Source organism: Aquamicrobium sp. (assembly GCF_023954335.1).
Taxonomy (GTDB): Bacteria; Pseudomonadota; Alphaproteobacteria; order Rhizobiales; family Rhizobiaceae; genus Aerobium.
In genome coordinates this window covers 1,798,599-1,823,945 of the sequence record NZ_JAMLIE010000001.1, presented here as the reverse complement: position 1 = coordinate 1,823,945, position 25,347 = coordinate 1,798,599, and the positions used below count along the sequence as shown (strand labels likewise).

General features: G+C 63.2%; 20 protein-coding genes and 2 pseudogenes. 10 read left to right on the top strand and 12 right to left on the bottom strand.

Annotated features, from left to right (window positions below; all coding sequences use genetic code 11):
• Positions 1–61 precede the first annotated feature (61 nt).
• On the top strand, positions 62–1,018 hold the full coding sequence (locus M9945_RS09070) for a hypothetical protein (protein ID WP_367944237.1): 957 nt from the start codon (positions 62–64) through the stop codon (positions 1,016–1,018).
• Here the strand turns inward: M9945_RS09070 and M9945_RS09065 are convergent.
• Entirely contained in the window at positions 1,008–1,760 is a 753-nt protein-coding gene (locus M9945_RS09065; protein ID WP_367944236.1) for a L,D-transpeptidase, read from the bottom strand. The genes M9945_RS09070 and M9945_RS09065 overlap by 11 nt on opposite strands.
• 206 nt (positions 1,761–1,966) lie before the next feature.
• Complete coding sequence (locus M9945_RS09060) at positions 1,967–2,629, bottom strand: haloacid dehalogenase type II (RefSeq protein ID WP_367944235.1); 663 nt, start codon at positions 2,627–2,629, stop codon at positions 1,967–1,969.
• A gap of 192 nt (positions 2,630–2,821) precedes the next feature.
• On the opposite strand from M9945_RS09060, the gene M9945_RS09055 reads away from it, so the two are divergent.
• From M9945_RS09055 to M9945_RS09040, 4 genes are all read left to right on the top strand, one after another.
• Positions 2,822–3,700, top strand: a complete 879-nt coding sequence (locus tag M9945_RS09055; protein ID WP_367944234.1) for a branched-chain amino acid aminotransferase — start codon at positions 2,822–2,824, stop codon at positions 3,698–3,700.
• Positions 3,701–3,799: 99 nt separating this feature from the next.
• Positions 3,800–4,402: a superoxide dismutase gene (locus M9945_RS09050; protein WP_367944233.1), complete on the top strand. Its 603-nt coding sequence runs from the start codon at positions 3,800–3,802 to the stop codon at positions 4,400–4,402.
• 178 nt (positions 4,403–4,580) lie between these two features.
• The gene (locus M9945_RS09045) at positions 4,581–5,015 is read left to right on the top strand and encodes a cytochrome c (RefSeq protein ID WP_367944232.1); all 435 of its coding nucleotides are present in this window, start codon (positions 4,581–4,583) and stop codon (positions 5,013–5,015) included.
• 18 nt (positions 5,016–5,033) lie between these two features.
• Positions 5,034–5,957: a c-type cytochrome gene (locus tag M9945_RS09040; RefSeq protein ID WP_367944231.1), complete on the top strand. Its 924-nt coding sequence runs from the start codon at positions 5,034–5,036 to the stop codon at positions 5,955–5,957.
• A gap of 36 nt (positions 5,958–5,993) precedes the next feature.
• On the opposite strand, the gene M9945_RS09035 is transcribed toward M9945_RS09040, so the two are convergent.
• The gene (locus M9945_RS09035) at positions 5,994–8,093 is read right to left on the bottom strand and encodes a S9 family peptidase (RefSeq protein WP_367944230.1); all 2,100 of its coding nucleotides are present in this window, start codon (positions 8,091–8,093) and stop codon (positions 5,994–5,996) included.
• A 510-nt stretch (positions 8,094–8,603) separates the two neighbouring features.
• Between M9945_RS09035 and M9945_RS09030 the strand changes: the two genes are divergently transcribed.
• Positions 8,604–9,020, top strand: a complete 417-nt coding sequence (locus tag M9945_RS09030) for a MucR family transcriptional regulator (RefSeq protein ID WP_367931277.1) — start codon at positions 8,604–8,606, stop codon at positions 9,018–9,020.
• Positions 9,021–9,260: 240 nt separating this feature from the next.
• Here the strand turns inward: M9945_RS09030 and M9945_RS09025 are convergent.
• A pseudogene (locus M9945_RS09025) lies at positions 9,261–10,157 on the bottom strand (YifB family Mg chelatase-like AAA ATPase); the annotation flags it as partial.
• A gap of 4 nt (positions 10,158–10,161) precedes the next feature.
• Between M9945_RS09025 and M9945_RS09020 the strand changes: the two are divergent.
• Together M9945_RS09020 and M9945_RS09015 are read left to right on the top strand one after the other, a co-directional pair.
• On the top strand, positions 10,162–11,733 hold the full coding sequence (locus tag M9945_RS09020) for a recombinase family protein (RefSeq protein ID WP_367944804.1): 1,572 nt from the start codon (positions 10,162–10,164) through the stop codon (positions 11,731–11,733).
• A 190-nt stretch (positions 11,734–11,923) separates the two neighbouring features.
• A protein-coding gene (locus M9945_RS09015; RefSeq protein ID WP_367930840.1) for an IS3 family transposase occupies positions 11,924–13,275 on the top strand; the annotation gives its coding sequence in 2 pieces (ribosomal slippage) (positions 11,924–12,260 and positions 12,260–13,275; 1,353 coding nt in all).
• A gap of 355 nt (positions 13,276–13,630) precedes the next feature.
• On the opposite strand, the gene M9945_RS09010 is transcribed toward M9945_RS09015, so the two are convergent.
• The 4 genes from M9945_RS09010 to M9945_RS08995 all read right to left on the bottom strand — a co-directional run bounded on the left by M9945_RS09010 (position 13,631) and on the right by M9945_RS08995 (position 17,700).
• Positions 13,631–14,143 carry a hypothetical protein gene (locus tag M9945_RS09010; RefSeq protein ID WP_367944229.1) on the bottom strand — a complete coding sequence of 171 codons (513 nt, stop codon included), beginning with the start codon at positions 14,141–14,143 and terminating at the stop codon, positions 13,631–13,633.
• A complete protein-coding gene (locus tag M9945_RS09005) occupies positions 14,100–15,467 on the bottom strand; it encodes a hypothetical protein (RefSeq protein ID WP_367944228.1) in 1,368 nt (455 codons plus the stop codon). The genes M9945_RS09010 and M9945_RS09005 overlap by 44 nt, the downstream gene beginning before the upstream one ends.
• Before the next feature lie 44 nt (positions 15,468–15,511).
• Complete coding sequence (locus tag M9945_RS09000; RefSeq protein ID WP_367944227.1) at positions 15,512–16,129, bottom strand: hypothetical protein; 618 nt, start codon at positions 16,127–16,129, stop codon at positions 15,512–15,514.
• Between the two features lie 668 nt (positions 16,130–16,797).
• The gene (locus M9945_RS08995) at positions 16,798–17,700 is read right to left on the bottom strand and encodes a hypothetical protein (RefSeq protein WP_367944226.1); all 903 of its coding nucleotides are present in this window, start codon (positions 17,698–17,700) and stop codon (positions 16,798–16,800) included.
• A gap of 289 nt (positions 17,701–17,989) precedes the next feature.
• On the opposite strand from M9945_RS08995, the gene M9945_RS08990 reads away from it, so the two are divergent.
• Together M9945_RS08990 and M9945_RS08985 are read left to right on the top strand one after the other, a co-directional pair.
• Positions 17,990–18,376 (top strand): TIR domain-containing protein, encoded by a 387-nt coding sequence (locus M9945_RS08990; protein ID WP_367944225.1) that lies wholly within the window; start codon positions 17,990–17,992, stop codon positions 18,374–18,376.
• Between the two features lie 5 nt (positions 18,377–18,381).
• On the top strand, positions 18,382–18,897 hold the full coding sequence (locus M9945_RS08985) for a hypothetical protein (RefSeq protein ID WP_367944224.1): 516 nt from the start codon (positions 18,382–18,384) through the stop codon (positions 18,895–18,897).
• Positions 18,898–18,983: 86 nt separating this feature from the next.
• On the opposite strand, the gene M9945_RS08980 is transcribed toward M9945_RS08985, so the two are convergent.
• From M9945_RS08980 to M9945_RS08965, 4 genes and pseudogenes are all read right to left on the bottom strand, one after another.
• A complete protein-coding gene (locus M9945_RS08980) occupies positions 18,984–22,841 on the bottom strand; it encodes a hypothetical protein (protein ID WP_367944223.1) in 3,858 nt (1,285 codons plus the stop codon).
• A gap of 5 nt (positions 22,842–22,846) precedes the next feature.
• A complete protein-coding gene (locus tag M9945_RS08975; protein WP_367944222.1) occupies positions 22,847–23,494 on the bottom strand; it encodes a hypothetical protein in 648 nt (215 codons plus the stop codon).
• Positions 23,495–24,238: 744 nt separating this feature from the next.
• A complete protein-coding gene (locus M9945_RS08970) occupies positions 24,239–24,478 on the bottom strand; it encodes a hypothetical protein (protein ID WP_367944221.1) in 240 nt (79 codons plus the stop codon).
• A gap of 50 nt (positions 24,479–24,528) precedes the next feature.
• Positions 24,529–25,173: pseudogene (locus M9945_RS08965) on the bottom strand (magnesium chelatase domain-containing protein); the annotation flags it as partial.
• Positions 25,174–25,347: the final 174 nt, after the last annotated feature.

The following is a 25,347-nucleotide window of genomic DNA, read 5'->3' as shown; positions in this document are numbered from 1 at the left end:
ACAATTTTTGAGAAAATGCCGCTCTTGTCGTGCCTCTCGCATTCATGTCGGAGGCAATCTCATGAAGCATGTTCCCTATATCGGCTCCGGGCCATACTGCTACGCGAATTCTTTCGCGATGATGCTTGGCAGGGATGCGCCGTCGACAGCAGTCATCGAGTTCGCCACCAGCAGCCCTTTCGGCATGCAGCTTTTGGGCGGCGCCCTGCCGTTCTTCGGTCCCTATGGATGGACCCCTGAAGCCGGTTTCGATACGGCTCTCGACGCGATGGGCTGGACCTCGACCGTCACCAAGGGCGGCAGCACGGAGGATGCGCTTGCCCGGCTCGGATCGGCGCTCGCCGAAGGCCCGGTCTGGGTCGGCCCCGTGGAGATGGGCAACCTGCGGCATCAGCCCGGCATGGATAGTCCAATGGGAGCGGACCACTATGTCGTCGTGCTTGCCGTGGACGACGGATGGGTGCGGATGCACGACCCGCAAGGCTACCCTTTCGCATCCCTGCCGCTCGATGATTTTCTCATCGCGTGGCGAGCGGATACCATCGACTATGGCGAGTCCTATACGATGCGGACCCGTTTTCGCCGCGTGCGCGAGGTTCGGGAAGATGACGTGATCCGGGCCTCGCTGCCCGCTGCGATACGGTGGCTGTCGATGGAACACGCATGGCATGTGCCGGAAGGCACCGTTGGCAATAGCGAGGCCGCCGAGCGTCTGGCAGGCATGATCGAGGCTGGATGCAGCGACGATGCGCGCGGGCACCTGGTCCACTTCGCCGTGCGGGTGGGTGCGAGGCGGCTTGCCGATGCAGCGACATGCCTTGCGCGGATTGGCGGAGCCGACGCGGCAGAAATTGCCTTCGAGCAAGCCCTGTTGATCGGTTCGTTGCAATACCCGTTGACGATCGGGCGCGATGCGGAGGCGGCGGCCTTCTTGAGAAGGCTCGCCCGCACATACCCGCGCTTGCTATCCGCCCTTCAAGACATATCCGCCCACGCGGAAAGCCGCCTCAGGCGGTGACGCGCAGGCCCGAGGTAACGACGATCGGCGACTTCTCCGACACGCGGTCGTAGAGGTCGATCACGTCCTGGTTGATCAGGCGCACGCAGCCCGAGGACACCGACCGGCCGATCGACGCCCATTCCGGCGAACCGTGCAGGCGGTAGAGCGTGTCCTTGCCGTTCTGGTAGATATAAAGCGCGCGCGCGCCGAGCGGGTTGTTGACGCCGGGCGCCATGCCGCCCTTCCATTCCTTGGTCTTGGGGTCGTATTCGGTGGCGTATTTCTTCAGCTCGGGCTGCCGCTCGATCATCTCTGCCGGCGGATGCCAGCGCGGCCAGTGCTGCTTCCACTCGATGACGCCCTTGCCCGACCATTCGAAACCCTGGCGGCCGAGGCCGACGCCGTAGCGCACCGAGCGGCCGAACCGCTGCACCACATAAAGGAAATGGTTGCCGGTATCGACGACCACGGTGCCGGGCGCCTCGCCCGTCGGGTCCGGAACGATCTGGCGCAGGTAGCGCTTGTTGATCTTCTCCCACGGCACGGCCGGAATCGCGTGGCCGCCATCGTTGACCGCCGCATACATCGCGGCCGGCGAGCCGAGGCTGGGCGCGGGCGGCTCCGCCGGCTGGCGCTCGCCCGGCCTGCGGCCGCCCTCGGTGGTGGTGCAGCCCGCGAGGGCCACCGAAGCGACGGACGCCGACGCTGCGACCAGCAGCGCGCGTCGGGAAAGCGGATTCTTGTCAAGGGCGGCGGTCACGTCGGCTCCATCGGGGCTATTGAAGGCAGGTTTTGAAACGACCGGGTACGGCACGGTTTTCCCCCTGAAACCGCGCCCGATTCCAGCCGGGCGGAGAAGCTGTCACGAAATTTGCTCGAAACATGGATAACAAATCGCAAACGCCGGAGCGAGACCCGTCTGTTGCATCGCGGTAACATTCCGTGCTGTTCGGACGGTCGCATCGCTCACATGGCGCTCAGCATCCCCTCCAGCGACGGCAGGATCAGCTCCGGCTCGTGGTCTCGATATTCGTCGGGTTGGCTGGAGCGGTTGATCCACACCGTGCGGAAGCCGAATTTCTGCGCCCCGGCAATATCCCACCGGTTGGAGGACTGGAACGACACCGCCTGCGGATAGAGCCGCCACGCGGTGGTGACGAGGTCGTAGACCTGCGGGTCGGTCTTGAACCGGCGCACCGCGTCGACCGAGAAGATCTCGTCGACGACGAGGTCGAGCGCGGCGGAGCGGACGGCCGATTCGAGCATCGCGGGCGAGCCGTTGGACAGGATCGCGATTCGCCCGCCCGCCGCCTTCAGCGCCTTCAGCACGGCCGGCACCTCGGGGTAGCAATCGAGCTGCCAATAGGCGTCGAGGAGGTTCTGCCGCTGGGCGGGGTCGGCCGTGGGCACCTTGCGGAAGGCATAGTCGAGCGCCTCTTCCGTCAATTGCCAGAAGTCGCGATAGCTGCCCATCAGCGTGCGGGTCCACGAATATTCGAGCTGCTTGGCGCGCCAGATCTCCGACAGGAGCTGGCCGTCGGGGCCGACCGCCCCGGCATGGCGGCGCACGGCCGCATGCACGTCGAACAGGGTGCCGTAGGCGTCGAAGACGTAAGCCGAATATGCCATGGGAACATGCCTTTCGCGCAGGACTTCAATCCCAATCTTCTGCCGGGGTCAAGCAACGCGATTGGCAAGCTATGGCTGGACCGAAGGAACCTCTTTCCTGTCGGTTGACGCGGGCTTCCAAAGAGCATTCGATGCTCGCCCGCCTTGAGACAAGCCCTGAAAGACAGAATCCCGATAGCAAGGACATTCCCGATGAGCCGACCCTCGCCCGCCTGGAGCCGCACCTGGACCTTCATCGACGGAGACTGGCACGAAGGCAATCCCGCCATCCTCGGCCCGCGCAGCCATGCCATGTGGCTGGGCTCGAGCGTGTTCGACGGGGCGCGCTGGTTCGAGGGCATCGCGCCCGACCTCGACCTTCACTGCCAGCGCGTCAACGCCTCGGCCACCGCGCTCGGGCTGAAGCCGACCATGGCGGCCGAGGAGATCGAGGCGCTGACATGGGAGGGCCTGCGCAAGTTCGACCGCGACACCGCCGTCTACATCCGGCCGATGTACTGGGCCGAGGACGGCGGCTATATGGGCGTGCCGGCCGACCCGGAGACTACCCGCTTTTGCCTTTGCCTCTACGAGTCGCCGATGCTGCCGCCCAGCGGCTTTTCGCTGACCGTGTCGCCCTTCCGCCGGCCGACCGTCGAGACCATGCCGACCAACGCCAAGGCCGGCTGCCTTTATCCCAACAACGGCCGCGCCATCATGGAAGCCAAGGCGCGCGGCTACGACAACGCGCTGGTGCGCGACATGCTGGGCAACGTGGCGGAAACCGCCTCGTCCAACGTGTTCATGGTCAAGGACGGCCACGTCTTCACCCCGGTCGCCAACGGCGCGTTCCTCGCCGGAATCACCCGCGCGCGCACCATGTCGCTGCTCGGCGCGGCCGGCTACCGGGTCAGCGAGAAGGCGCTTTCGGTCGCCGATTTCATGAACGCGGACGAAATCTTCTCCACCGGCAACCATTCCAAGGTCGTGCCCGTTATTCGCATGGAGAACCGCGATCTTCAGCCCGGACCCGTGGCCAAGAAGGCGCGGGAGCTCTATTGGGAATGGGCGCATTCCACACCTGTGCGATAGGCGCTAAGGAACATATCCGGGATGGGCGTTGCGCCGTCGCGCGCCGCGCCTATCTAGGAGGTATCGTACGCCCCACCGATCCATGAAGGGAGATTTTCCATGGCCTTTGAACTTCCCGAACTGCCCTACGACTACGAGGCGCTCCAGCCCTTCATGTCGAAGGAGACGCTCGAATATCACCACGACAAGCACCACAAGGCCTATGTCGACAACGGCAACAAGCTCGCCGCCGAGGCCGGCATGGAAGGCAAGTCGGTCGAGGAGGTAGTGAAGGCCTCGTTCGGCAAGAACCAGGGCCTCTTCAACAACGCGGCCCAGCACTACAACCACATCCATTTCTGGAAGTGGATGAAGAAGGGCGGCGGCGGCAAGAGCCTGCCGGGCAAGCTGCAGAAGGCGGTCGATTCCGATCTCGGTGGCTACGACAAGTTCCGCGCCGACTTCATCAATGCCGGCACCACCCAGTTCGGCTCGGGCTGGGCCTGGGTCTCGGTCAAGGACGGCAAGCTGGAGATCTCCAAGACCCCGAACGGCGAGAACCCGCTGGTCCACGGCGGCGACCCGATCCTCGGCGTCGACGTGTGGGAGCATTCCTACTACATCGACTACCGCAACGCCCGCCCGAAATATCTCGAAGCCTTCGTCGACAGCCTCATCAACTGGGACTACGTGCTGGAGCGCTACGAGGCGGCTACCAGGTAAGCGCCGGCCTTCGCCGAAGACGCAAGCAGAAAGCCCCGGTCCGCCGGGGCTTTTTCTTTTGGCGCAACAACCATCACGCAAGCGTGACGCGCCGCACCATGGTTGTGACTTCATCTTGCGAACGAATCCGACAAGATCGCGTTCTCGCGCCAGCATCTGCCAGCAAACGGAGCATTTCATGAAACTGTTCGCCCTCGCCGCCGCCGCCCTTTCCATCACGGTCGCCGGCGCCGCCGCAGACCCGCTCGAACAGCGCCAGGCGAACATGAAGGAGCGCGGCCAGATCATGCGCATCCTCGGCCCGATCGCCCAGGGCCGGGCCGATTTCGACGCCGCAGCCGTCAACGAGGCGCTGGCGAAGCTGGAAACCAATGCCGAAGCCGCCGCCGACGTCGACGCGCTGTGGCCGCAGGGCAGCGACACCGGCGACACCAAGGCCGCGTCGGCGATCTGGGACGATTTCGACGCATACAAGGCCGAGAACGAGAAATATGCGCAGGCCGTCGCGGCCGCTGTCGCCGCCGCGCCGCAGGACCTCGCCGCCTTCCAGGCCGCCTTCGGCCCGGTCGGCGGAAGCTGCGGCTCGTGCCATGAAAAATATCGCAACGAATAACGGATCGGAGGCGCTCCGATGGCTCTGTTGCGCAAGCTCGCCATTGCCGGCGTGGCGCTCGCGGTGGTGGGCGGCGCGGGCTTCTGGCTGATGACCCAGCCCGACCGGCTCGTCGCCGCAACGCTCGCCGCGCTCGGCCCGGGCGATGCGGCGCGCGGCGAACAGGTGTTCTGGGCCGCCGGATGCGCCTCGTGCCACGCCGCGCCCGGCGCCACGGGCGAGGATCGCCTGCGCCTCGTCGGCGGCGAGCGCTTCGCCACCGCGTTCGGCACCTTCGTCGCCCCCAACATCTCCCAGCACGAGCGCGACGGCATCGGCGGCTGGAGCGCGCAGGACCTCGCCAACGCCATGCTGCGCGGCGTCTCGCCCGAGGGCGCGCATTACTATCCGGCCTTCCCCTACACCTCCTATGCCCGCATGCGAATCGAGGATGTCGGCGACCTTCACGCCTTCATGCAGACGCTGCCGGCGGTGGAAGGCAGTGCCGGCGCCAATGAGATCGGTTTCCCGTTCAACGTCCGCCGCGGCATCGGCCTGTGGAAACGGCTTTACCTGACCCCCTCCCCCGCGGTCGCGCTCGACGATCCCTCGCCTGAGGTCGCCCGCGGGCAATATCTGGTCGAGGGGCCGGGCCATTGCGGCGAGTGCCACACGCCGCGCAACGCCTTCGGCGGGCTGGACACCAGCCGCTGGCTGGCCGGCGCGGCCTCGATGGAAGGGCGCGGCACCATCGACAACATCACCTCCGGCGAAGGCGGCCTCGGAGACTGGAGCGAGGACGACATCGTCGTGCTGCTCGAAAGCGGCTTCACGCCCGACTACGATTCCGTCGGCGGCAAGATGGCCTCGGTGGTGCGCAACATGGCCGAGCTTCCCGCCTCCGACCGCGAGGCCATCGCCGCCTATCTGAAGGCGATCCCGGCGCACCCCGACGCCTACTGAGCCCGGCAGGCGGCGGGAGATGCCCCCCGCCTGCGCTCACGCCTTGCCGGTCACCTTCAGCGCGAAGGCGTAGGAATATGCGATCTCCTCGAGGCGCGAGAACCGCCCCGACGCGCCGGCATGGCCGGCGTCCATGTTGATGCGGAACAGGATCGGATTGTCGTCGGTCTTCATGGCGCGCAGCCGCGCCACCCATTTCGCCGGTTCCCAATAGGTGACGCGCGGGTCGGTGAGGCCGGCGACGGCGAGGATCGGCGGATAGGCCTGCCGCCCGACATTGTCGTAGGGCGAATATGCGGCGATCGTCCGGTAGTCCTCGGCCGATTCGATCGGATTGCCCCATTCGGGCCATTCCGGTGGGGTGAGCGGCAGGCTGGCGTCGAGCATGGTGTTGAGCACGTCGACGAACGGCACCTCGGCGATGATGCCGGCGAAGTCCTGCGGCGCCATGTTGGCGACCGCGCCCATCAGCATGCCCCCGGCCGAGCCGCCCTGCGCCACGATCCGGTCATGGGCGGTGAACCCTTCCGCTGCCAGATGCCGGCCCGCGGCGATGAAGTCGCTGAAGGTGTTGCGCTTCTTCTCGCGCTTGCCGTCCTCGTACCAGGCATAGCCCTTGTCCTTGCCGCCGCGGATATGGGCGATGGCGTAGACGAAGCCGCGATCGGCCAGCGACAGGCAGTTGGTGTTGAACCCGGCCGGAATCGAGATTCCGTAGGCGCCGTAGCCGTAGAGCAGGCAGGGCGCGGAGCCGTCGAGCGGCGTATCCTTGCGGTAGAGCACCGAGATCGGCACCAGCGCGCCGTCCTCAGCCTTCGCCATCAGCCGGCGGGTGACGTAATCCTCCGGATCGTGCCCCGAAGGCACTTCCTGCGTCTTCAGAAGCGTGCGCTCGCGCGTGCGCATGTCGTAGTCGAACACCTGGGCCGGTGTCGTCATCGACGAATAGGAAAAGCGGATCACGTCGGTGTCGTATTCGTAGGAGCCGTTGAGCCCCAGTGAATAGGCCTCCTCGTCGAAGGCGATGACGTGCTCCTCGCCGCCGGCGCGGGCGCGCACGACGATGCGCGGCAGGCCGTCCTTGCGCTCCAGCCGCACCAGCCAGTCGCGGAAGGCGAGGATCGACAGGATCAGCCGGCCCGGCTCGTGCGGCACCAGCTCGCGCCAGTTCTCCTCGCGCGGGTCCGACACCGGCGCGGTCATGATGCGGAAATCCTTCGCTCCGCCCGAATTGGTCAGGATGAAGAAGACGTCGCCGCCCGCCTCCAGATCGTATTGCACGCCTTCCTCGCGCGCCTTGACCAGCACCGGCTCCGCCTGCGGGTCGGATGCCGGAAGCAGGCGGTATTCGCTGGTTTCGTGATCGTTGATGCCGATCATGATCCAGTCGTTGAGCCGCGTGCCGGCAACGTCCATGAAGAAGCCGGGATCCGTCTCCTCGTAGATCAGGCGATCCGTGGCCGGGTCGTCGCCCAGCCGGTGGTGGAAGATGCGCGACGGGCGATGGTTCTCGTCGAGCCGGGTATAGAAGAAGCCCCGATTGGCGGCGTCCCATTCGCCCGAGCCGCCTGTGTCGGCGATCTCGTCCTTGAAATCAGTCCCGGTCTCGGCGTCGCGCACCTTGAGGGTGAAGAACTCCGAGCCCTTGTCGTCGCAGCTCCACAGGAGCAGCCGGTGATCGGAGGAATGATCGGCGCCGCCGAGGCGGAAATAGGCCTTGCCGGCGGCCTCCGCGTCGCCGTCGATCAGGATCGTCTCCGCGCCGCCGTCGCGCGGCGTGCGGAAGAAGCGCGGATGCTGGCCGCCGGTGCGGTAGGAGGTGCCGTAGGCGAAGGGCCCGTCCTTCATCGGCACGCTCGAATCGTCCTCCTTGATCCGGCCCTTCATCTCCCCGAACAGCGCCTCTCGCAGCGCGGCCGTGTCGGCCATCAGCTCGCTCTGGTAGGCGTTCTCGGCGTCGAGATGGCTGCGGATCGCCGGATCGAGCACGGAAGGGTCGCGGAAAACCTGCTGCCAGTTGTCGGCGCGCAGCCAGCCATACTCATCCGTGCGCGCGATGCCGTGGCGGACATCCGTGACCGGACGCGCCTCGGCCCGCGGCGGGAGAAGGACGGGAAAGGAAGCAGGACGGGTCATGAAGGGCGCTCCTCGATGGTCGGTAGCCGCGACCCGCATGCGGTTCGCGACGGTTGCGCAATAGACCATATTGCCGGCGGGCGAAATCGTCACGGCGACATAAACCGGGCCAAAACAACGGGATAGTCCGGCCTTTCCAGCCCGCCACGGCACTTTCCGCCCCGCCCGACCGCCTCGCGCGAAAAAGGATGCCGGGGCCCACAGCCGCCCCGGCGACGATCCGTCCACGATCCGGTTCGGCCAGTTTACTTAAAGTTGCACGAAGATGCAGATCAATCACCGATTGATACACAGTGTAACCGGCGCAGCCTCAAGATGAATGCAAATGAAACCGGAATCTCGCGTTCTACTTCCGTCTTTTTCCGGGCATTGAATTGACTTGTTACGTGATCGGGATCATTTATGAAACGATTGCGTGAATCGAAGGCGCCGCCAAAAGGCGTCACCACGCGTCATGGCGGGGTGCATGCGCCCCGTTCATTCCATCTATTCACCATCAGGGCCATGTTAATGAGCAATTCCGAAACACCTACCGCCAATCAGGATATTCTACTTGAGCTGACGGCCGATCTCGTCTCGGCCTATGTCAGCAACAACCCCGTACCGGCGGCCGAGCTTCCCAATCTCATCGCCGAAGTTCATGCCGCGCTCGGCCGGGTCGGCAGCGTTCCCGAGCAAGCCCCCGCAGAAAAGCAGAAGCCTGCCGTCAACCCGAAGCGTTCGGTCTTCGACGACTACATCATCTGCCTCGAGGACGGCAAGAAGTTCAAGTCGCTGAAGCGTCACCTGATGACCCATTACGGCCTGACGCCGGAACAGTATCGCGAGAAGTGGGGCCTCGAGCCCAACTATCCGATGGTCGCCCCCAACTACGCCGCGGCCCGCTCCGCGCTGGCCAAGAAGACCGGCCTCGGCCGCAAGCGCTGACACTTTCCGCTGCCGGGAAGCCTTCGTGACCCGGCGGAAAAATCTATCCAATCGAAGACGCCCGCCTCTCGCGGGCGTCTTTCTTTCCCAAGCCTCGCAAGCTGGCCAGAGCCTTGCAGCCAGACGGAATCGCCCTGCGTCGCGTGAGCCCGACCGCATCGAGCGGACGGGGCGACGAACCCGACGAACGCCCTCCCCGCTGCTCCGGCCTGTTCCTCCTCCCGCCTGTGCGATACCCGCCTACGCCGCCCGCGCCTGCCTTTCATTCGTCATCCGCCACGAGATGGCCTCCGCCAGATGCATGCGCCCGACCGTCTCAGTGCCGTCAAGGTCGGCGAGGGTGCGGGCGACCTTGAGCACGCGATGATAGGCGCGAGCCGAGAGCGCCAGCTTCTCGCTCGCGTCGCGCAGCAGCGCGGCTCCGGCATGGTCCGGCGCGGCGACCTCCTCGATCACCGCCACCGGGCATTGCGCGTTGGTGGTCGCCGGATCGAGGCCGAACGCCTGGTAGCGCCGCCCCTGGACCTCGCGGGCAAGCGCGACGCGATGCGCCACCGCCGCGCTCGCCTCGGAACGCGACGGGGCGATGAGATCGGCGGCGGATACCGCCGGCACGTCGATGCGCAGGTCGATGCGGTCGAGCAGCGGCCCGGAAATCCGCGCCCGGTAGTCGCTCTCACAGCGCGGGCCGCGGGCGCAGCGGAAGCCCGGCTCGCCCGCCATGCCGCAGCGGCACGGATTCATCGCCGCGATCAGCTGGAAGCGGGCGGGAAAGGAAACGCTGCCATTGGCGCGGGCGACGACGCATTCGCCCGTCTCCAGCGGCTGGCGCAGCGAATCCAGCACCTGCGGGGAGAACTCCGGCAATTCGTCGAGGAACAGCACCCCGCAATGGGCGAGCGAGGCCTCGCCCGGCCGCAGCCGCGCGCCGCCGCCGACAAGGGCGGGCATGGTCGCTGAATGGTGCGGGGCGCGGAAGGGCCGGCGATCCGACAGCCTGCCGCTGGCGATCTCGCCGGCGAGCGAGGCCACCACCGACACCTCGAGAAGCTCGCGCGGCGCGAGCCGCGGCAGGATGGAGGGAAGGCGCTGCGCCAGCATCGACTTTCCCGCGCCCGGCGGGCCGATCATCAGCATGGTATTGACAAGAGACCTTTTCACATTGATGGAGATTTTTATGTCTGTGGCCTCTCCTCCCCTCGCCTTCTCATACCTCCGGTTCTCGACGCCTGAGCAAATGCGCGGTGATAGCTTCCGTCGCCAGACTGAGCTTGCCGCCCGGTATGCGCGAGAGCACGGCCTTGTGCTGGACACTAGGTCTTTTGCTGACCTCGGCGTATCGGCGTTCCGTGGCGCGAATATCCAGACGGGGAAGCTAGGCGAGTTCCTCGTTGCGGTCCAGCAAGGCGCAATTCCTCAAGGGTCTTACCTCTTGATGGAAAGCCTTGACCGTATGTCTCGTGCTGACCCTTGGGACGCCATGATGGAGCTGCGCAAAATCGTAAAGGCGGGCATCAAGGTCGTCACGCTGACTAATGGGCGGGTCTACGGGGCGGACGATGGAAACTCCGATATCGCACTCCTAGAGGCCGTCCTCGTCCTTGTTCGGGCACATGAGGAAAGCGCCACCAAGTCAAGACGCCTCAAGGCAGCATGGGAGAAGAAACGGGAGGATGCTGGAGACCGGCCAATCACCTCCATCGCCCCCGCATGGCTCCGCTCTACGGGCGCTGGTAGGGGCTTCTCGGTGGTCGAGGAACGGGCGGCGGTCGTACGGGGCATCTTCGGGGCTTTCCTCGGCGGCGAAGGAACCCATTCAATCGCACAGAGGCTCAATGAGGAAGGCGTAAAGCCCTTTGGGCGGGCCAAGTTCTGGCATCGCTCCTATGTCCTCAAGATTCTCGACAGTCGGGCCACACTCGGAGAGTTTACGCCTCACACCCTCGAATATGATGAGGCCGGGAGGAAGCTGAGAAAGCCGCAATCCCCCCTCCCCGGCTACTACCCTGCGGTGGTAGACGCGGAGACGTTCGCACGGGCAAAGGCCATGAGGTCTGCCAAGCGGGGCCCGGCGCAGTCTGCCGGTAGCCGCAAGGTCTCTCACCTTCTGGCGGGTCTGGCGCGGTGTCCTCACTGCCGAAGCTCCATGCTGCGGGTTAACAAGGGGAACGGCCCTAAGGGCGGCCATCCGTACCTTGTTTGCAGCCGCGCTAAGGCCGGTGCCGGGTGTGACTATCGCGGAGTGAGAGTGGACCGCGTGGAGCCGCATATCATCAAGGCCCATGAGCGCCTCGCCTATGAGATGCCTACGGGGTCTAAGACCTTTGAGGATGTGGCAAGGCGACTTGCGGAGGAACGGAAGACCCTCTCGGCGCGGGTTGAGCGGTTTGTGGAGTTCCTTGATGGTGGCCCTTCTGAGACCGTCCGCGCGGAGCTAGCGAAGGCTGAGGCAAGGCTGGCACAAGTCAGGCGGGAGGAGCAAGAGATGGCGGCCTTGGAGGCTGGCCGCAATGTGGTCTCAAGGGAGGCCCTCTTGCGTGGCCTCCGGGAAGCAATGGCCAGAGACCCCTTGGATGCTGCGGCGGCAAATGCCGCGTTAAGGCAACTCTTTGAGCGCGTGGTAGTGCATTGGGATGGGCCGGGGCCGGCTCTAGATTTCCATTGGCAGCACGGCGGCGTTACTCGCCTAAAGATCGTCGGGGAGGAGTGGTGATCCTACCGGAGCAAGGCCGGCCCGAAGGCCAGGGCAAATATTGCCACGGCTGCGCTTGCCACGAAGAGGGTGGCCACAAGATTGGCTAGCAGGCGGCGGTGCCTGTCCGGCGTCAGCACTGATGGGACCAAATCGGCTTAACTGAGAACGGAGGATTTCTGGTTCATCGTAGCCTTTCAAAGGAGCGAAGATGAGACAGAAATCCGGAACCGGGAAAGCGCCGGCAGAGCAGGTCATCAAAGACATCCGCCGCGCAACCCGCAAGCAATATTCGGCCGAGGAGAAGATCCGCATCGTGCTGGAGGGCTTGCGCGGCGAAGAGTCGATCGCGGCGCTGTGCCGGCGCGAGGGGATCGCGGAGAGCCTTTATTACACCTGGTCGAAGGAATTCCTGGAAGCCGGCAAGAAGCGGCTTGCCGGGGATACGGCGCGCGCCGCCACCAGCGACGAGGTGAAGGTTCTGCGCAAGGAGGCGCGCGATCTCAAGGAGGTCGTCGCCGAGCAGGCGCTGGAACTGCGGATTCTTAAAAAAAGCATGATTGCGGATGGGGGCGACGACGAATGAGATACCCCGCATCCGAGAAGCTGGAGATCATTCGGCTCGTCGAGCAGTCGCATCTGTCGGCGCGGCGCACGCTGCAAAAACTCGGTATTCCGCGCTCGACCTTCAATCGCTGGTATGACCGTTTCCTGGCCGGCGGTGTCGATGCGCTGGAGGATCGCAGGCCCCGGCCGAACCGGGTCTGGAACCGCATCCCCGAGGAGAAACGCGATCAGATCATTGAGCTGGCGTTGAACGAGCCGGAGCTGTCGCCACGGGAACTGGCGGTCACCTTCACCGACACGAGGGGCTACTTCGTCTCGGAATCCTCAGTCTATCGCCTGCTCAAGGCCCACGACCTGATCACCAGCCCCGCCTTCATCGTCATCAAGGCCGCCGATGAGTTCCACGACAAGACGACGGCGCCCAACCAGCTCTGGCAGACCGACTTTACCTACTTGAAGGTGATCGGCTGGGGGTGGTTCTACCTGTCGACCGTGCTCGACGACTTCTCTCGCTACATCATCGCCTGGAAGCTGTGCACCACGATGAAGGCCGAGGACGTCACCGACACGCTGACCATCGCGCTGCAGGCTTCTGGCTGCGACAGCGCCAGGGTGGTGCAGCGGCCGCGGCTGTTGTCCGACAACGGCCCCTCTTACGTCTCTTCCGACCTGGCCGCATGGCTATCCGACAAGGGCATGGAACATACGCGCGGGGCGCCCTGCCATCCTCAGACCCAAGGCAAGATCGAGCGATGGCACCAGACGTTGAAGAACCGCATCCTGCTCGAAAACTACTTCCTGCCGGGTGATCTCGAGCAGCAGGTCGCGGCGTTCGTCGATCACTACAACCACCGCCGCTACCACGAGAGCCTCGACAATCTCACCCCTGCCGACGTCTACTTCGGGCGCGGCGATATCATCACGCTGGAAAGGGAAAGGATCAAACGCAAAACCATCAAACAGCGCCGCTTGCTTCATCGAGATGCAGCGGCCTAATGTGACAAACCTGATGGACCAGAGCCTCCGTTAGCTCACGCCGCCTGTTGTCCCAAAAACCCTGACGACGGACAGGCATTAGGGAAACTGGGGAACGACAGTGCTTGAAGTGGCTGCGGTGGGAGGAGGTAAACCCTCACCATCCTCCTGAGACCTCGCGGGAGGCAAAGAGTTGTCCGGCATGATGTCAGTCACTTTGAGCACCAATGCCCCCGGCTCCGCTTCCCTCATCCCCAATGTCGTCCCTCACGTCTCTCCATCTGGTCTAAGAGGTCGATGAGGGAGGAGAGACCGATATTGTCTCCAAGAGTCCTCCACTAGGAGGGAGAGGCTAGGAGGGAGGTATAGTGGCAAGTTAGGCCGTGTCGATGCGTTTCAACCGCTTACTCTCGCCGACTCGCTCGTTAGCTTTGCGAACTTCGGCAAGTGAAATAGCTTTTAGTCCCGTAAACTCTGCTGGTAGTAAGCTCGTTACAAGGTGGCAGGGGCCATTGAACAGAACGCTGCCCCTTCTATTCTCAGGGGTTTCAACGTCAAGATCGAAGCCGAAGAAGAGGAAATAATATGCTGACCTTTCCGTAGGGAGAAAGGATGGGCCGCGCCCCGTGGCTGTCGCCTTTATCTGGACCGCTTTGCCATCCTTCGCATAGCCATTTATCCCAGTGCCGCGCTTCGTCTTGACGATTTGAATGTCGAATAGTTCAGCCGCCACGGCCTTCCCAAGGTCTCCGACAAGATTCCCATCAAAAGTAAACCTCAAAGCAACATCACATCCGCGCCCTTCCATGATCGCCCGGTAGTGTTCTCGGACGCCATTCCTTGCCTCAACGAGTTTGGCGATTGATTCCGGTAGCTTGAAGTCGTGCATGTTCCCCTCCCAAATGTTGCACGGGGAGGCAGACTATAGGCTTTTCCTTCACGGGCAACGCTACGCCTAGCAGCTTTGCGGAGACTGATTGCATGGTCTCCAGTGCGGCCTCCCGGTCTGAGGCCTTCACGTTTATTCCATCGTGCATCGGCAGGGCCGGGATGCCTTTATCGGCAAGCTCCAGAAGGACAGCCATGAGGACGCGGCTCTCTGTGTGCATGAGTTCTATCCCCACGTCCGCCCCAAAGAGGTGGGCGATAGGGCCGTGCTTCGCGGTCATGGCCTCCACAAGCCTCCTTGCCGTCCAGTCCTGCGGCAGCACGGCCTTGAGTTTGGGCGCAAGGAGCTTCAGGTCTCCACTTCTGGACAGGAGCGATATGAGCGCCAGCTTGGCCCCGCCCCGGTGTCCCTCCAAGCCGGGGATTGCATAGGGGTCTCCCTCCGGCAGGCTCCCGGTTGCCTTGAGGTAAGCCAGCATGGCGAACATGGAGACGTAATCAAGGTCCGCGATGTCCTCCCCGCCAAGCCCGGTCTCAGGGTGACCTCCGATGGTGATGAGGTGGCGCTTGTTTGCCTTAAGGGTCTGCCAGAAGCCTCCCGCGATGCGGCCATTGAGGTTGAACGCTCGGGGTGCATGGGGAGACCTGAGGAGGAAGGACCGGCGCAAGGCAAGCGGCCCTATAGGCTCCCCGGCAAACGCAATTCCCGCATTGTCCAAGACCTCCGTTATCCTCTCCACCTCGGCGCGGAGCTTGATGGTCTCCTCGGTGTCCTCATAGGCGACGAGGCGTTTCTCCAGCGGGCCATTGCGGCTCCATTCATTCTCACCATCACCCTGCCGTGCGCGGAGCCATATGGTCTCCCCGCCCGCGTCCCGCCCGATGTCCCTGAGGCGGACGCCATGCCGGTCCAGTAGGTCTATAAACGCGGGGGTCGGCTCCACGGCCGTGGTGCGCTGCTTGAAGACGTAGGGATGGACGGTGAGCATCCCCGCCGCCTGCAAAGACTCCACGGCTCCCTTGAGCAGGCCTTGGGGGTAGCCCTCCCGGCCATAGCGTGTCGGCTTGGTCTTGGCGGTGGCGATGGCGAGGAGTTGCCCTGCCTCCCGGCTGGGGCTTAGGGCGAGGTGCGCAAGGTTGGCCGCGATGTTGCCCATGAGGAAGTGTCGGCGCTCGGTGGCGTCCCTGCGTTCCGACCTGATGCGGGGCTTGGAGTGCTGCGCGGTGGTGGACATGAGGTAGTCCACGATGGCGGCTAGAGAGTCGCCCTTGGAGGTGAGCCACGGGTCGAGGAAGATGGAGAGGGCTTCCGCCCTATTGTTCACTCGGAGGCCCACTCCCCCCCCTCTTGCGTTCACTCAATCTCTCATCAAGATGTTCCAACGGTGATGCTCCCGGCTCGGCCCATGACTCGGAGCAACGCGGTGGTGCGTTCCTCCTCGTATCGTCGGGCCTTGGCCTCCTCGATCTGGGCTAGGGCCTGCTCCCATGCCGCCTCCTGTGCTTGCCTGACAGAAGGCATTGCTCGCTGCCTGACCTCCTCAATGGTGTCCCGGTCTATGTCGGCTTTCTCCTCGATCATCTCCCCAAGAGTGCGGAGATAGAGGCCCCTTGGGCGGAGTTCCTTGGGGGCGAGCCGGGACGATCCCGCCCGACGAGGCGTTCCGCCCGCTCCCCTGAGGCGCTTGGCCTGCTTGGCGATGACCACAAGCGGAAACTCGGGGTATCCATGCGGCCCTAGTTCGGCGTAGGCCGCCCGAACGCTGAGGACTATGAGGAATAGCTGCTCTCCGGTCTTACCCTCCCGATGGAGCCGCGCGAGGACGTTCCGCGCCTTGTCCTTCGGGGCCATCCATCGCTGCTGGTCGTGGTCCTTGGGGTGGCCTTGGAAGAACATGAGGCTCTCTAGCCGGGCGATGGCTTGGCGGACGTGGGCCTCGTGGTGGTGCTGGCGATACCAGCCGAGCGCGGCCTTGCGGAACGGCACAAGCTCCGCCTTGGAGTAGCTGGACCTCGTGGGATGTCCGTGGCGGGCTTGGCGCTCCATGTGGACGCGGCAATAGGTCTCTGAGAGGCCCTTTCTGGCTGAGCGTTGGGTGGGTCTCTGGCATCCCGCCACGACGCATTGCTCCGGGCCGTCTGGCGCTGGGGCCGTGGCGCGGCGCTTGATGTCGGCGGCTTGCGTTCGCCTCCTGTTTCGTGAGGTCATTTTGGATTGCTCCTTGTCGGCGTCCCTGCGATAAGGACCCAAGGACGAAGTGATGATGGCGGGATGGAAAGAGCCGTGAGTAAGGACCCGAAGCCGGGCGACAGGTGCCACTCGACGCAGGACTATGCCGACGCTTGGCCGCTGTCCGTTGAGTGGAACGGTAGGCAGGCACTTCAGGGTACGGTTGTAGGTAGAGGCCGGCGGGCGGATTTCTTCAGGATCAAGTGGGACGGCCACGAGACCCCAAAGACGCTGCATCGCCGCTTCTTCAGGGTCCGCCCACCAACCACCGACGAGCTTCAGGAGCGATACCTAGAGGCCCTCCGGGACTGGGAGGAGGCCTTGGAGGAGCTTGGCGATGATCAGGCGGCGGCTTGGGGCCTATCTAAGACCCCTGCCGGATCACCCCCTCGGGGAGCCACTTCCGAATAGTGGCAATAGAAGCCCTATCCCCGCAACGGCCCATCCCCAAGCAGCGCTCCAATTCGATTGCGGAGCTTCTCTCTGAGTTCCTCGGGGGTAGTCCATGTGATGTGGTTGAACTGCCGGGTATCAAAGTGGACATAGTTGATGTGGTCCTCCCGGCACATCCATATAACCGGAATCCCTAGACCCTGAGCAAAGCCAGCTTCGTAATAGACGCCGCCGCGTGGAATAGCGGTCGCCGCTTCGCCTTCTCCAATGAGGCCGCATGTGAAGTCTGCCACGACAAATCGGGAACGTCGAATCTCGGCAATGATCTCATCATCTATCTTGTTGTTATGCTCCTTCTGGTCGATCCTCATTGGCTTGTAACCGGCGTCAGCAATGGCAGGCGCAATACCCTTGTCGTATGCTTCTGCCACGTCCGCCCCGAACCACATCGCAACGAATCCTTGTAGGGAGTCCGTTGAGGCTCCTCGAAGCCTATCCAGATGAGCGTGGCCATCGAAGGTCAGGGCAAGCCCAGATTTGTTTGACAGTAGGCCCTGCGCGACGGCGAAAGCTATTAGAGCTTCTACCTCCTCGATTCCTATAGACTCAGTTGCCGCTAGCAGGGCATCGTGCTCGGCCCAGCGGCTGTTCTCCCTCTTAGGCTCCCCTACTACCCACATGACGTGATGGTCGCGGTAATCCGTTGTCTGCCCTAGGGCGGGTGTGTGGTCGGCAATCTCCCGGAGAAGCCTATCGCGCCTATCTGCTACAGATAGAGAGATTGCTGCTTTCGATGCCTCTATCTGTGCGCTGCCGACCTTAGGGCACTCGACGCCAAGCCAGTGCTGGTTCACCAGCCATGTTGTGAGATACGCTTTTTGCCGATCATTGAGGCGGCCCAGAGTGGCTTTGGCGCTGCCGGTTATTTCGTACAATCCCCCGGCTCGGGGAGAAAGGTACTGAGAGCCGCTCTCGCCGCGACCACTATCATACGTTCGCGTCTGCCATATGGCGCATGGAGCCGACATTCTGATTCCCCCTTTGAGGCCTAAGGATAGCAGCGCAGTGGCGCGGCGAAACGGCCTCAGGGCGTAAATCAACAGGTAGCTGGCGCAACGGATACTTTGAAACTGGCAAAATTTTCGGGGAAAGAGGAGAGCTGCTTAGCTTCTAGATCATGGCTTATGTTACCAAACAAGGCGTGGAAATGTTGAGGGATTTTCTATGGCTATGCACCATCGGATTTTTATAGCCTTTGCTATCGAGGACAAATGGGCACGTGACTATCTGGTCGGACAGGCCCGCAATGAGAGGTCTTCGTTTGAGTTTACTGACATGTCAGTAAAGGAGCCGTGGGATACGGAATGGAAGACGCGCTGTCGGTCCCGAATAAGGGGGTGCGATGGGACAATAGCATTAGTGAGTGCCAATACGGAGCGGGCGTCAGGACAGCGTTGGGAGATTAAAACCTCTCGGGAAGAAGGAATTCCTCTTCTCGGAATCTATACCACGAGAGAAAATCGGCCTTGGACCATCCCAAGTGAGCTTCAAGGTGTCTTTGTCCACGATTGGAACTGGAGCACCATCAGCGGCTTCCTCTCAAGGCTCTAGCAGCGATGGAGGACAATCAACATTCAATAGTGATTGCGAGCGAGAGGCTTTCTGATCGCGAGGCATCCGAACGGCTCGAAATTTACAAGATGCTCGTAGAAATGGCAGACCGGGTAAGCCAGCGGCGGCAGGAAGCTAACGGGTTCTATCTTTCGATCAACACATTACTAGTTGGCGGGTCGGCCTATCTTGGAACTATTGCCTCAACTGGGAGGAGTGTTACGCTTATCTCCGTCGCCGGGTTCGCTATATGCTTTCTTTGGGTCTGGAATATTGGAAGCTATAAGACTTTGAACGCTGCGAAATTCGCTATAATCACAGACGTAGAGACCCGAATGGTCGAGCAACCTTTCGCAGCAGAATGGGAAAAGCTGGACCCTGATAAAGACGGGAAGCGCCACAGACCATTTCATAAGGTGGAGGTGCTGGTTCCGTGGGTCTTCACGTCAGTCTACGCGATACAAATCCTGAGCGAGGTGCCGTGGGCCAAACTTATAAACTGCCTGACGCAAACGGGTTAGGTGAAGGGAGGAAGCACCCACTCCCCCTCCCTCCTTGGGTCGCCTACCACTAGCAAGTTCGGCGTCACTATCTGGTCATTGTTAGCCTAGCGACGGCGGCTTATGCTCTCATCGGCGCGGCGAATATCATCCTCACGCTTCAGTTGCAGTCTTTCGAGCCGTTCCGCGCTTACTGCCCGCAGACCTCCGGGGATGGTAGGCCGTGCCGTCTCTTGGGCTCGTAGTTGATCGAGAATGCTCTGGGCCTCCCCGTGGCCTGAGCCAACGCCGGCCTCCTGCGGCCCCAAGGCATCCAGTAGTTCCCTTGCTCCCGGTTGACCCCCCGCCCGCTGGCTGCGGTTCTGAATGATCGCCCCCCGCGCTTTTCTCTGGCGGGCCTTCACCAAGGACTGAAGCTCGGGGCTCTCCCTCAGGAGACGCGCTCGGGCCGCTTGCCGGTGTTGCGTCACGATGCGCCCCAAAGCGTTGAGCCGAGTGCCGACGACGCCGGCCTCTCCATCTGGCATGTCCTGATAGGCGTCGGACTTGATGAGCCGCGCAAGGTGGTCTTTGAGCGGCTTCTGGCCGGGGATATGGCCGCTGAGTTCCTGATAGCGGTCATAGGCGTTCTGGCCCGACTCCAAGGTCACATCGCGGAGGTCCACCCCCTCGAAGTCCGGTTCTGGCTTGCCGATACCCCTCCCCGTCTCAATGAGGATACGGCTATGTTCCGCCTCCACTAGGTCGGCCTTCTGGTCGGTGGTGATGCCGATGCGGCGGGCAACCGGCTCCCCAAAGACATCCCGAACGGGCGGCAGGGTTGCGGAGAATCCCGGCAAGTTCTTCAAGGTGGTATCCACAAAGGAGCGAGCCTCGCGAAGATACGGGTCGGGATTGAGACCCCGGAGGGCGGAGGAAAGCGGGATGGCGTTGCCCGCAATATTCCCCAACCACCTCTCGCCTCTGGCCTCAGGATCGCTCAGGGCCTCAAGGGCTTGGTGCATGTTCTGAAGGAATGTCCTATCGGAAAATGCCTTGGCAAGCGCAAGGGCCGTTGCCCCGATGCCTGACTCCACCCCGCTGCTCTCCGGGTTCTGGCGTAGGGCGTCCATGAGGTTGGCGATGGTGGCGAACGCCATGCCAGCCGGATCAAAGCGGCCCATTGGGACATACCTCTTGGTGCCGCCCTCCTCCTCGAAGACATAGGAGTAAGGTTGCCATCCGGTGGCCCTGAGTTCGGCCTGAAGTCTCGGCTCGGCCGGTCCCGCCCCCGTCATGCGACCATTGAGCGTCAGCATGGCGGCGAGGCCCATGAAGGTGACGCCTAGCGCCATCTGCCCTATGGCGTGGGCCTTGGCCTCCGCCCCGTGCGCCCCGGCGATGGCTTCCCGGAACTCCTTCTGGATGAGATTGAGGCCGGGAGTCATCTTCCAGCCGTAGCGGAGCACATTCACCGGGGTCTTCACGAATGGCAGGATGAGGGTCAGGACGGGATGCCGGTTCCTTGCCTGCTGTATGGTCGCCCCCGCCGTGCCGGCGAGGAGTTCATTCTGGAAGGTGGCGGTCTGGGCTTCCCTTAGTGCCCGCTGGTCCAGCGCCTGCCCCGTCGCCGGGTCTATCGCCTTCTCCATCTCGGCCCTGAGGTATCGCTGGAAGTCCTCCCCGGTGAGGCCCAAGGAATGCGCTCGGCCGGCCGCCTGTCCCTGCACATAGGCGCGATAGCGGAGGGTCTTGAAGAACTCGTCCACGGCCCCAAGTGTCCGCGTGGGCAGTCCGACGATGTTCCGATAGTTCGCGGCTTTCCATGCGTTCTCGGCAAGACCCATGATGCCTCCCCCCGACTTCCACTGTAGCGGCTGCTGTGTGATGGCTCCTTGGAAGAACTCGGTGTTGTGGGGGTTGAGAATGGAGTCTCCCCGGAGGAAGGCCATCGCCATGGATTGCCAAGCGTCCCCCAGTGCGGCGGCGGTGGCGGAATATTCCGCAATGGCCTGCTGCCTGAGAATGTCCCCGCTCGTCTTCGGCCCCATGGCGATGGCCCCGAGGAGCTTTTCTGTAGGCCTGCCAAGAAGCATCACCACGTTAGACGTGACGTTCACCACATGGGTGGGGTAGAGCCAGAGCAGGGAGTTGGTGAGGCTGAAATTGACCTCGTTCATCGCCCGGCGAAGGAATGTCGGATTTGCCACCTGTGCCAGTTTCTTCGGGTCGCCCTTGGTGGAGGCAATGAGTTCTGCCAGCCGGGAGGCGTCCATCCCGTCGAGCGATGCTAGGTCTTCGGGCTTGATCTGGAATTGTCCCCGGAGCCGCCGCATGGTCCGCCCCGCGTTGGCCCTCATGGATTGGGCGGAGGCGAGGATGGAAGCGGACAGCCTGAGCCGGTCCCGGAGTTCGGCTGCTGCCTTCGCTGCATCTCCTCCAAACTCGTCCAGCATTCCATTCTGTAGCTTGAAGGCAAGCTCATAGGTCTCCTGAAACATGCGGTTGGTGACGAGATATGCGGCCTCCATGCGGGCGGTCATCTGGGCGGCGGCTCCCCCGGCTTCCACAAGTTCGCCCATGAGGGTGGCCGGGTCTTCCCCGTACCATTCGGCCATCTCCCGTACCTTGGCGTTGACGGTGGAGTCGGACAGAACATCTCCGCCCTTGATGGCGTCCATCTGGCGCTTGGTGGCGGCCTCGGCATTGGACAGAAACTCGCGGAGACCATCCGGGGTCTCTATTAGCTTCTGCCACGGGAGCCGGGATGCTGACCGGCCTGTGATCCGGCCGGCCTCTATGGCGGCCTCACGGGAGCCGAACTTGGCGATGGCCTTTAGGTCAGCCTCAGTGTCCAGGACGATTTTTGCCACGGCCTCAGGTGAAGCGTCCACCAAGGCGGGGCCTCTCGGGGCGACACTCGACGGCGTCTCCCGGATAGGGGAAGGGAGGTCGGGATTAATCCTTCCCGTTTGATTGGTCTCTCCGCTCGGGCTGGTCGCCCTCCCGACACCTTCCGGCCGATAACCTGTTTCGCTTGCGGCTTGGCGCTCGGCCTCGGCGCGGGAAAGACCCCCCTCATATTCAAGAACGGCGGCCCGCTCCTCGAACTCAAGACGAGCTTCCTCGCCTCTAGGAGACTCAGGGACGGCCTCTCGGCCTCGGGCTGGTGTGGTGGCCTCGACGGACGCTGCCGGGCCTGTGTTAGTCTCTACGGGCGTTTCTCGGGGCGCTAGCCCGAAGTCCAGTCCGAACTCGTTCTGGTTGGCGACCCGTGCGGCCTCGGCCTCGGAGGCGTAGCCCCCACGCTCCAGCTTGGCGATCTCCTTCTTGGCCGCCGCTGGGTCGCCCGAGCGCATGAACTTGATGGCCTTCACCACGCCGATGAGCGCGAAGTCCACGCCGATGCCTTCCAGAGCGTTCTTGAAGCGGCCCTCTGCGGCGCTGTCCGTGGGGCCAGCCGCAAGGTACTCCGTCACGGGGTTCTGTAGGGACGGGAAGTCCTCAATGAGGTTCGACAGGCGCTCCTCGTGGGGGTCGATCACCACGGCACCGGCCGCTGCACCTAGACCCACCTCGTAGGCGGCCCTACCGGCTGTCCCCGAGCCCTTGAGCTTCTGGACGGCCTTGATAGGGGCCATGAGTTTACCCGCGCCGATTAGCCCGGTGGCGATCTGTGTGATGCCCATGGTCACGGAGTTTACGACACTGGACTCCTGAAGTTCCTGAGCGCGGTTCTCGATGCCCCGCCTGAAGTCCGACTTCTCGTGCTCCTCGGGCTCCCCGAAGATGAAGTCCTTGGTCTCGATCCCGGCCTTTGCCATGCCGGCCCCGATGGAGTCCCAGACCTCCTTGCCGGCCTCAAGGAGTGTCTTGGCGTCTTCCGGCATGTCGGCGGCGGGCTGGTGAGGCGGAGCGGTGTCTTCGGCCTCTAGCCGCCTCATGGCTTCTTGGAGGAGTTCTTCTTCGGTCCTGATGTTGTCCATGGGCCTCATGCCTCCGGGTTCTTGGTAGTCGGGAGAAGGTCGGAAAGCTCCCGTCCGGCAGCCTCTTGGTCGATGAGGACGAGGAGGCGGCGAATGTTGTCCAGATAGGCCTCTGCGGTGAGGTGGGGCGGCATCCTCCCGCTCGCCTCCATCTGCTTGGCGATGCGCTCGGCGTGGCCCAAGACGACTTGGCGGGCGTCCCTGCCGATCTTCTCCGCCGGGTCGTGCCTGAGGTTCTCGGCCCTCATGTCGGACTGGATGCCGTCCACCTTGGTCTGGACGTATTCCGTGGCCCCGGAGAAGACCCTGCTCAGCATCGTGAGGTCTTCGGGGTATCCGGTGAAGGCTATGCGCTCGTAGTGGCGGCCAGTGCCGTTGTGGTTCGTGACGATGGTGGCCCCTCGGAACCGGGTGAGTTCCAGCATGAAGGCCACTTGAGGGAGGGAAAAGCCCTTGGAGGTGACATGCTTCCGGCCCAGCACGATAGTCACGGCAGGCGTGAAGCGGGCGGGGTCTTCCTCATGGCCCTCCGGGTATTCCAGATGGACGGCATGGAGCCATGCGGGGCGGACTGCTAGGGCGGCCTGAGGATCGGCTTCAAGGCGCTCGGGAGTTATGAGTGGTGATGAGGCGAAGTCGGTAGTGGTGTCCAAGGGATTCTCCTTTGTGGACGACAAAAGGCCCGCGTCCTCCCGGTCGAGTGACCGGAAGGGCTGGCAGGCCGGTGATGGTTTTGATGGTGGGGTGGCCGGTCGGTCGGCCTTAACTGGCCGCTAGACGGCGGCTGCGGGCGCGGCGTTTGCTTGAGCTATTGATTCATGACTTATCTGCGCGAAAAGCCTTTGCTGCTCTGCTCGGAGCGAACGTGAGGCGCGTTCTCGCTCCACTATGTCTAAAGCCTTTCGCCCCGTACTCTGGTGGGTGGAATAGCGTATCTCTCTGAGAGGCTTCCGGGGCTTCCGGTATTCATCGCCCAAGTAGATAGTACGCTGTCCATAAGACCTCATGCGTTTCGATCCTCCATAGATCATCGTCAGTAGGCCGGTAACAGGCCTAGACACACTCCCCATGCTCGTCCCTCAGGCCCTTGGGCCTGCCCACATGGGTACTCACGGCATTCCCGCCGTGGGGCTGGCCTCTCTATGCTTGGCGGGCCTGCCAGTTACCGTGAACTAACATCCCCTTATACAAGGTAAGTTATTGATTTTCAATAATAAAAATATAAAGCCACTTGTGCGCCACAGCATAAAGTATCTGGTTGATACTTATGATTATTGCGGGTGATCCAAAATCTGCTGCGTCTTCCAATTGAGCCACACAAGAAAAGGCCCCAAGCTCGCCATCTAGGACGGAAAGCCGGGGCCTCGGGTCGCCGGGAGTAGACGGCGATGTGGTGATTAGGTGGTTCTGGCCGCGTCCTGTTCCTCACGCCACTCGCGAAGCCATCCGGTCATGTCGGCGTCATCCTTCCAGTCCCGGAAGAACATGCCTAGTTCCCACGGCTGTAGATGCTCCAAGGCAAACCCGATGGCGATCTCGGGGTTACGTAGCAAGCGGAGCATTTCGGCGTCGGTGGTGGAGGCCGTGAGGATGGGGAAGACGTTCGGGGTGGTGAAGCTGGTGGTTTCGGTAGTCAAAGCGAGGCCCTTTCGTTGGATTGAATGGAAGTAAGGTCTTTTGTTTACGCTATGAGGAGGTTGTGGCCGCCGGCCGCCGCCACCTCCAGCGCGCGCCGCGCTCCCTCCTGCCCCCTGATGTCGGCAAGGTCGGGCAGATTGTCGGCGGCGGCGTGGACGGCGGGCTCCGGCCGGGCCAGCACCTGCACGCCGCGAAAATGATTGGCGATGGCGATCAGGCTGCGGGGCGCGAGAACGTCGATGTCGGCGCCGGCCCAGGCCGCCTCGGCGCCGACGCCGTGCGGGCAGATCAGGCCCTTGCCGAGCGCGACGGCGCCCATGGCCGCGGGCAGCGCGCCGGCGACCGGCGCGGTCGTGCCGTCGAGTGCCAGCTCGCCGAGCACCACATAGCCGGCAAGCGCATCGTGCGGAATGGCGCCGAGCGCCGCCATCAGGCCGAGCGCGATCGGCAGATCGTAATGGCTGCCTTCCTTGGGCAGATCGGCGGGCGCGAGATTGACGGTGACGCGCTTGGCCGGCATCGACAGGCCCGAGGCATGCAATGCCGCCTGCACCCGCTCGCGGCTCTCGATCACCGCCTTGTCGCCGAGACCGACGATCTGCATGCCGACCTTGCCCGGCGCGACCATCACCTGGACGTCGACGGGAACGGCCTCCACCCCCTGGAATGCAACGGTCGTGACCCGCGCGATCATGGTTTCCTCCCGCTTGCCGGCCCGCATCCCCGGCCGGCCCCCAACGAACATCCTAAAGCGCCTTTCTGGAAGATAAGCACCTTTCCCGGTCGCGATCAAGAACATTAAGTGAACAAAAGCACGTATCGGCTGTGTAGAGGTTGCGGGCGGTTGCAGAATGGGAACGGATGTTCC

Bases quoted from the DNA above. Each gene is read 5' to 3' on its own strand.
- M9945_RS09035 (WP_367944230.1), bottom strand. From the start codon at position 8,093: ATGACCCGTCCTGCTTCCTTTCCCGTCCTTCTCCCGCCGCGGGCCGAG.
- M9945_RS09040 (WP_367944231.1), top strand. From the start codon at position 5,034: ATGGCTCTGTTGCGCAAGCTCGCCATTGCCGGCGTGGCGCTCGCGGTG.
- M9945_RS09045 (WP_367944232.1), top strand. From the start codon at position 4,581: ATGAAACTGTTCGCCCTCGCCGCCGCCGCCCTTTCCATCACGGTCGCC.
- M9945_RS08980 (WP_367944223.1), bottom strand. From the start codon at position 22,841: ATGGACAACATCAGGACCGAAGAAGAACTCCTCCAAGAAGCCATGAGG.
- M9945_RS09060 (WP_367944235.1), bottom strand. From the start codon at position 2,629: ATGGCATATTCGGCTTACGTCTTCGACGCCTACGGCACCCTGTTCGAC.
- M9945_RS09050 (WP_367944233.1), top strand. From the start codon at position 3,800: ATGGCCTTTGAACTTCCCGAACTGCCCTACGACTACGAGGCGCTCCAG.
- M9945_RS08990 (WP_367944225.1), top strand. From the start codon at position 17,990: ATGGCTATGCACCATCGGATTTTTATAGCCTTTGCTATCGAGGACAAA.
- M9945_RS09055 (WP_367944234.1), top strand. From the start codon at position 2,822: ATGAGCCGACCCTCGCCCGCCTGGAGCCGCACCTGGACCTTCATCGAC.
- M9945_RS09070 (WP_367944237.1), top strand. From the start codon at position 62: ATGAAGCATGTTCCCTATATCGGCTCCGGGCCATACTGCTACGCGAAT.
- M9945_RS09030 (WP_367931277.1), top strand. From the start codon at position 8,604: ATGAGCAATTCCGAAACACCTACCGCCAATCAGGATATTCTACTTGAG.
- M9945_RS09010 (WP_367944229.1), bottom strand. From the start codon at position 14,143: ATGCACGACTTCAAGCTACCGGAATCAATCGCCAAACTCGTTGAGGCA.
- M9945_RS08985 (WP_367944224.1), top strand. From the start codon at position 18,382: ATGGAGGACAATCAACATTCAATAGTGATTGCGAGCGAGAGGCTTTCT.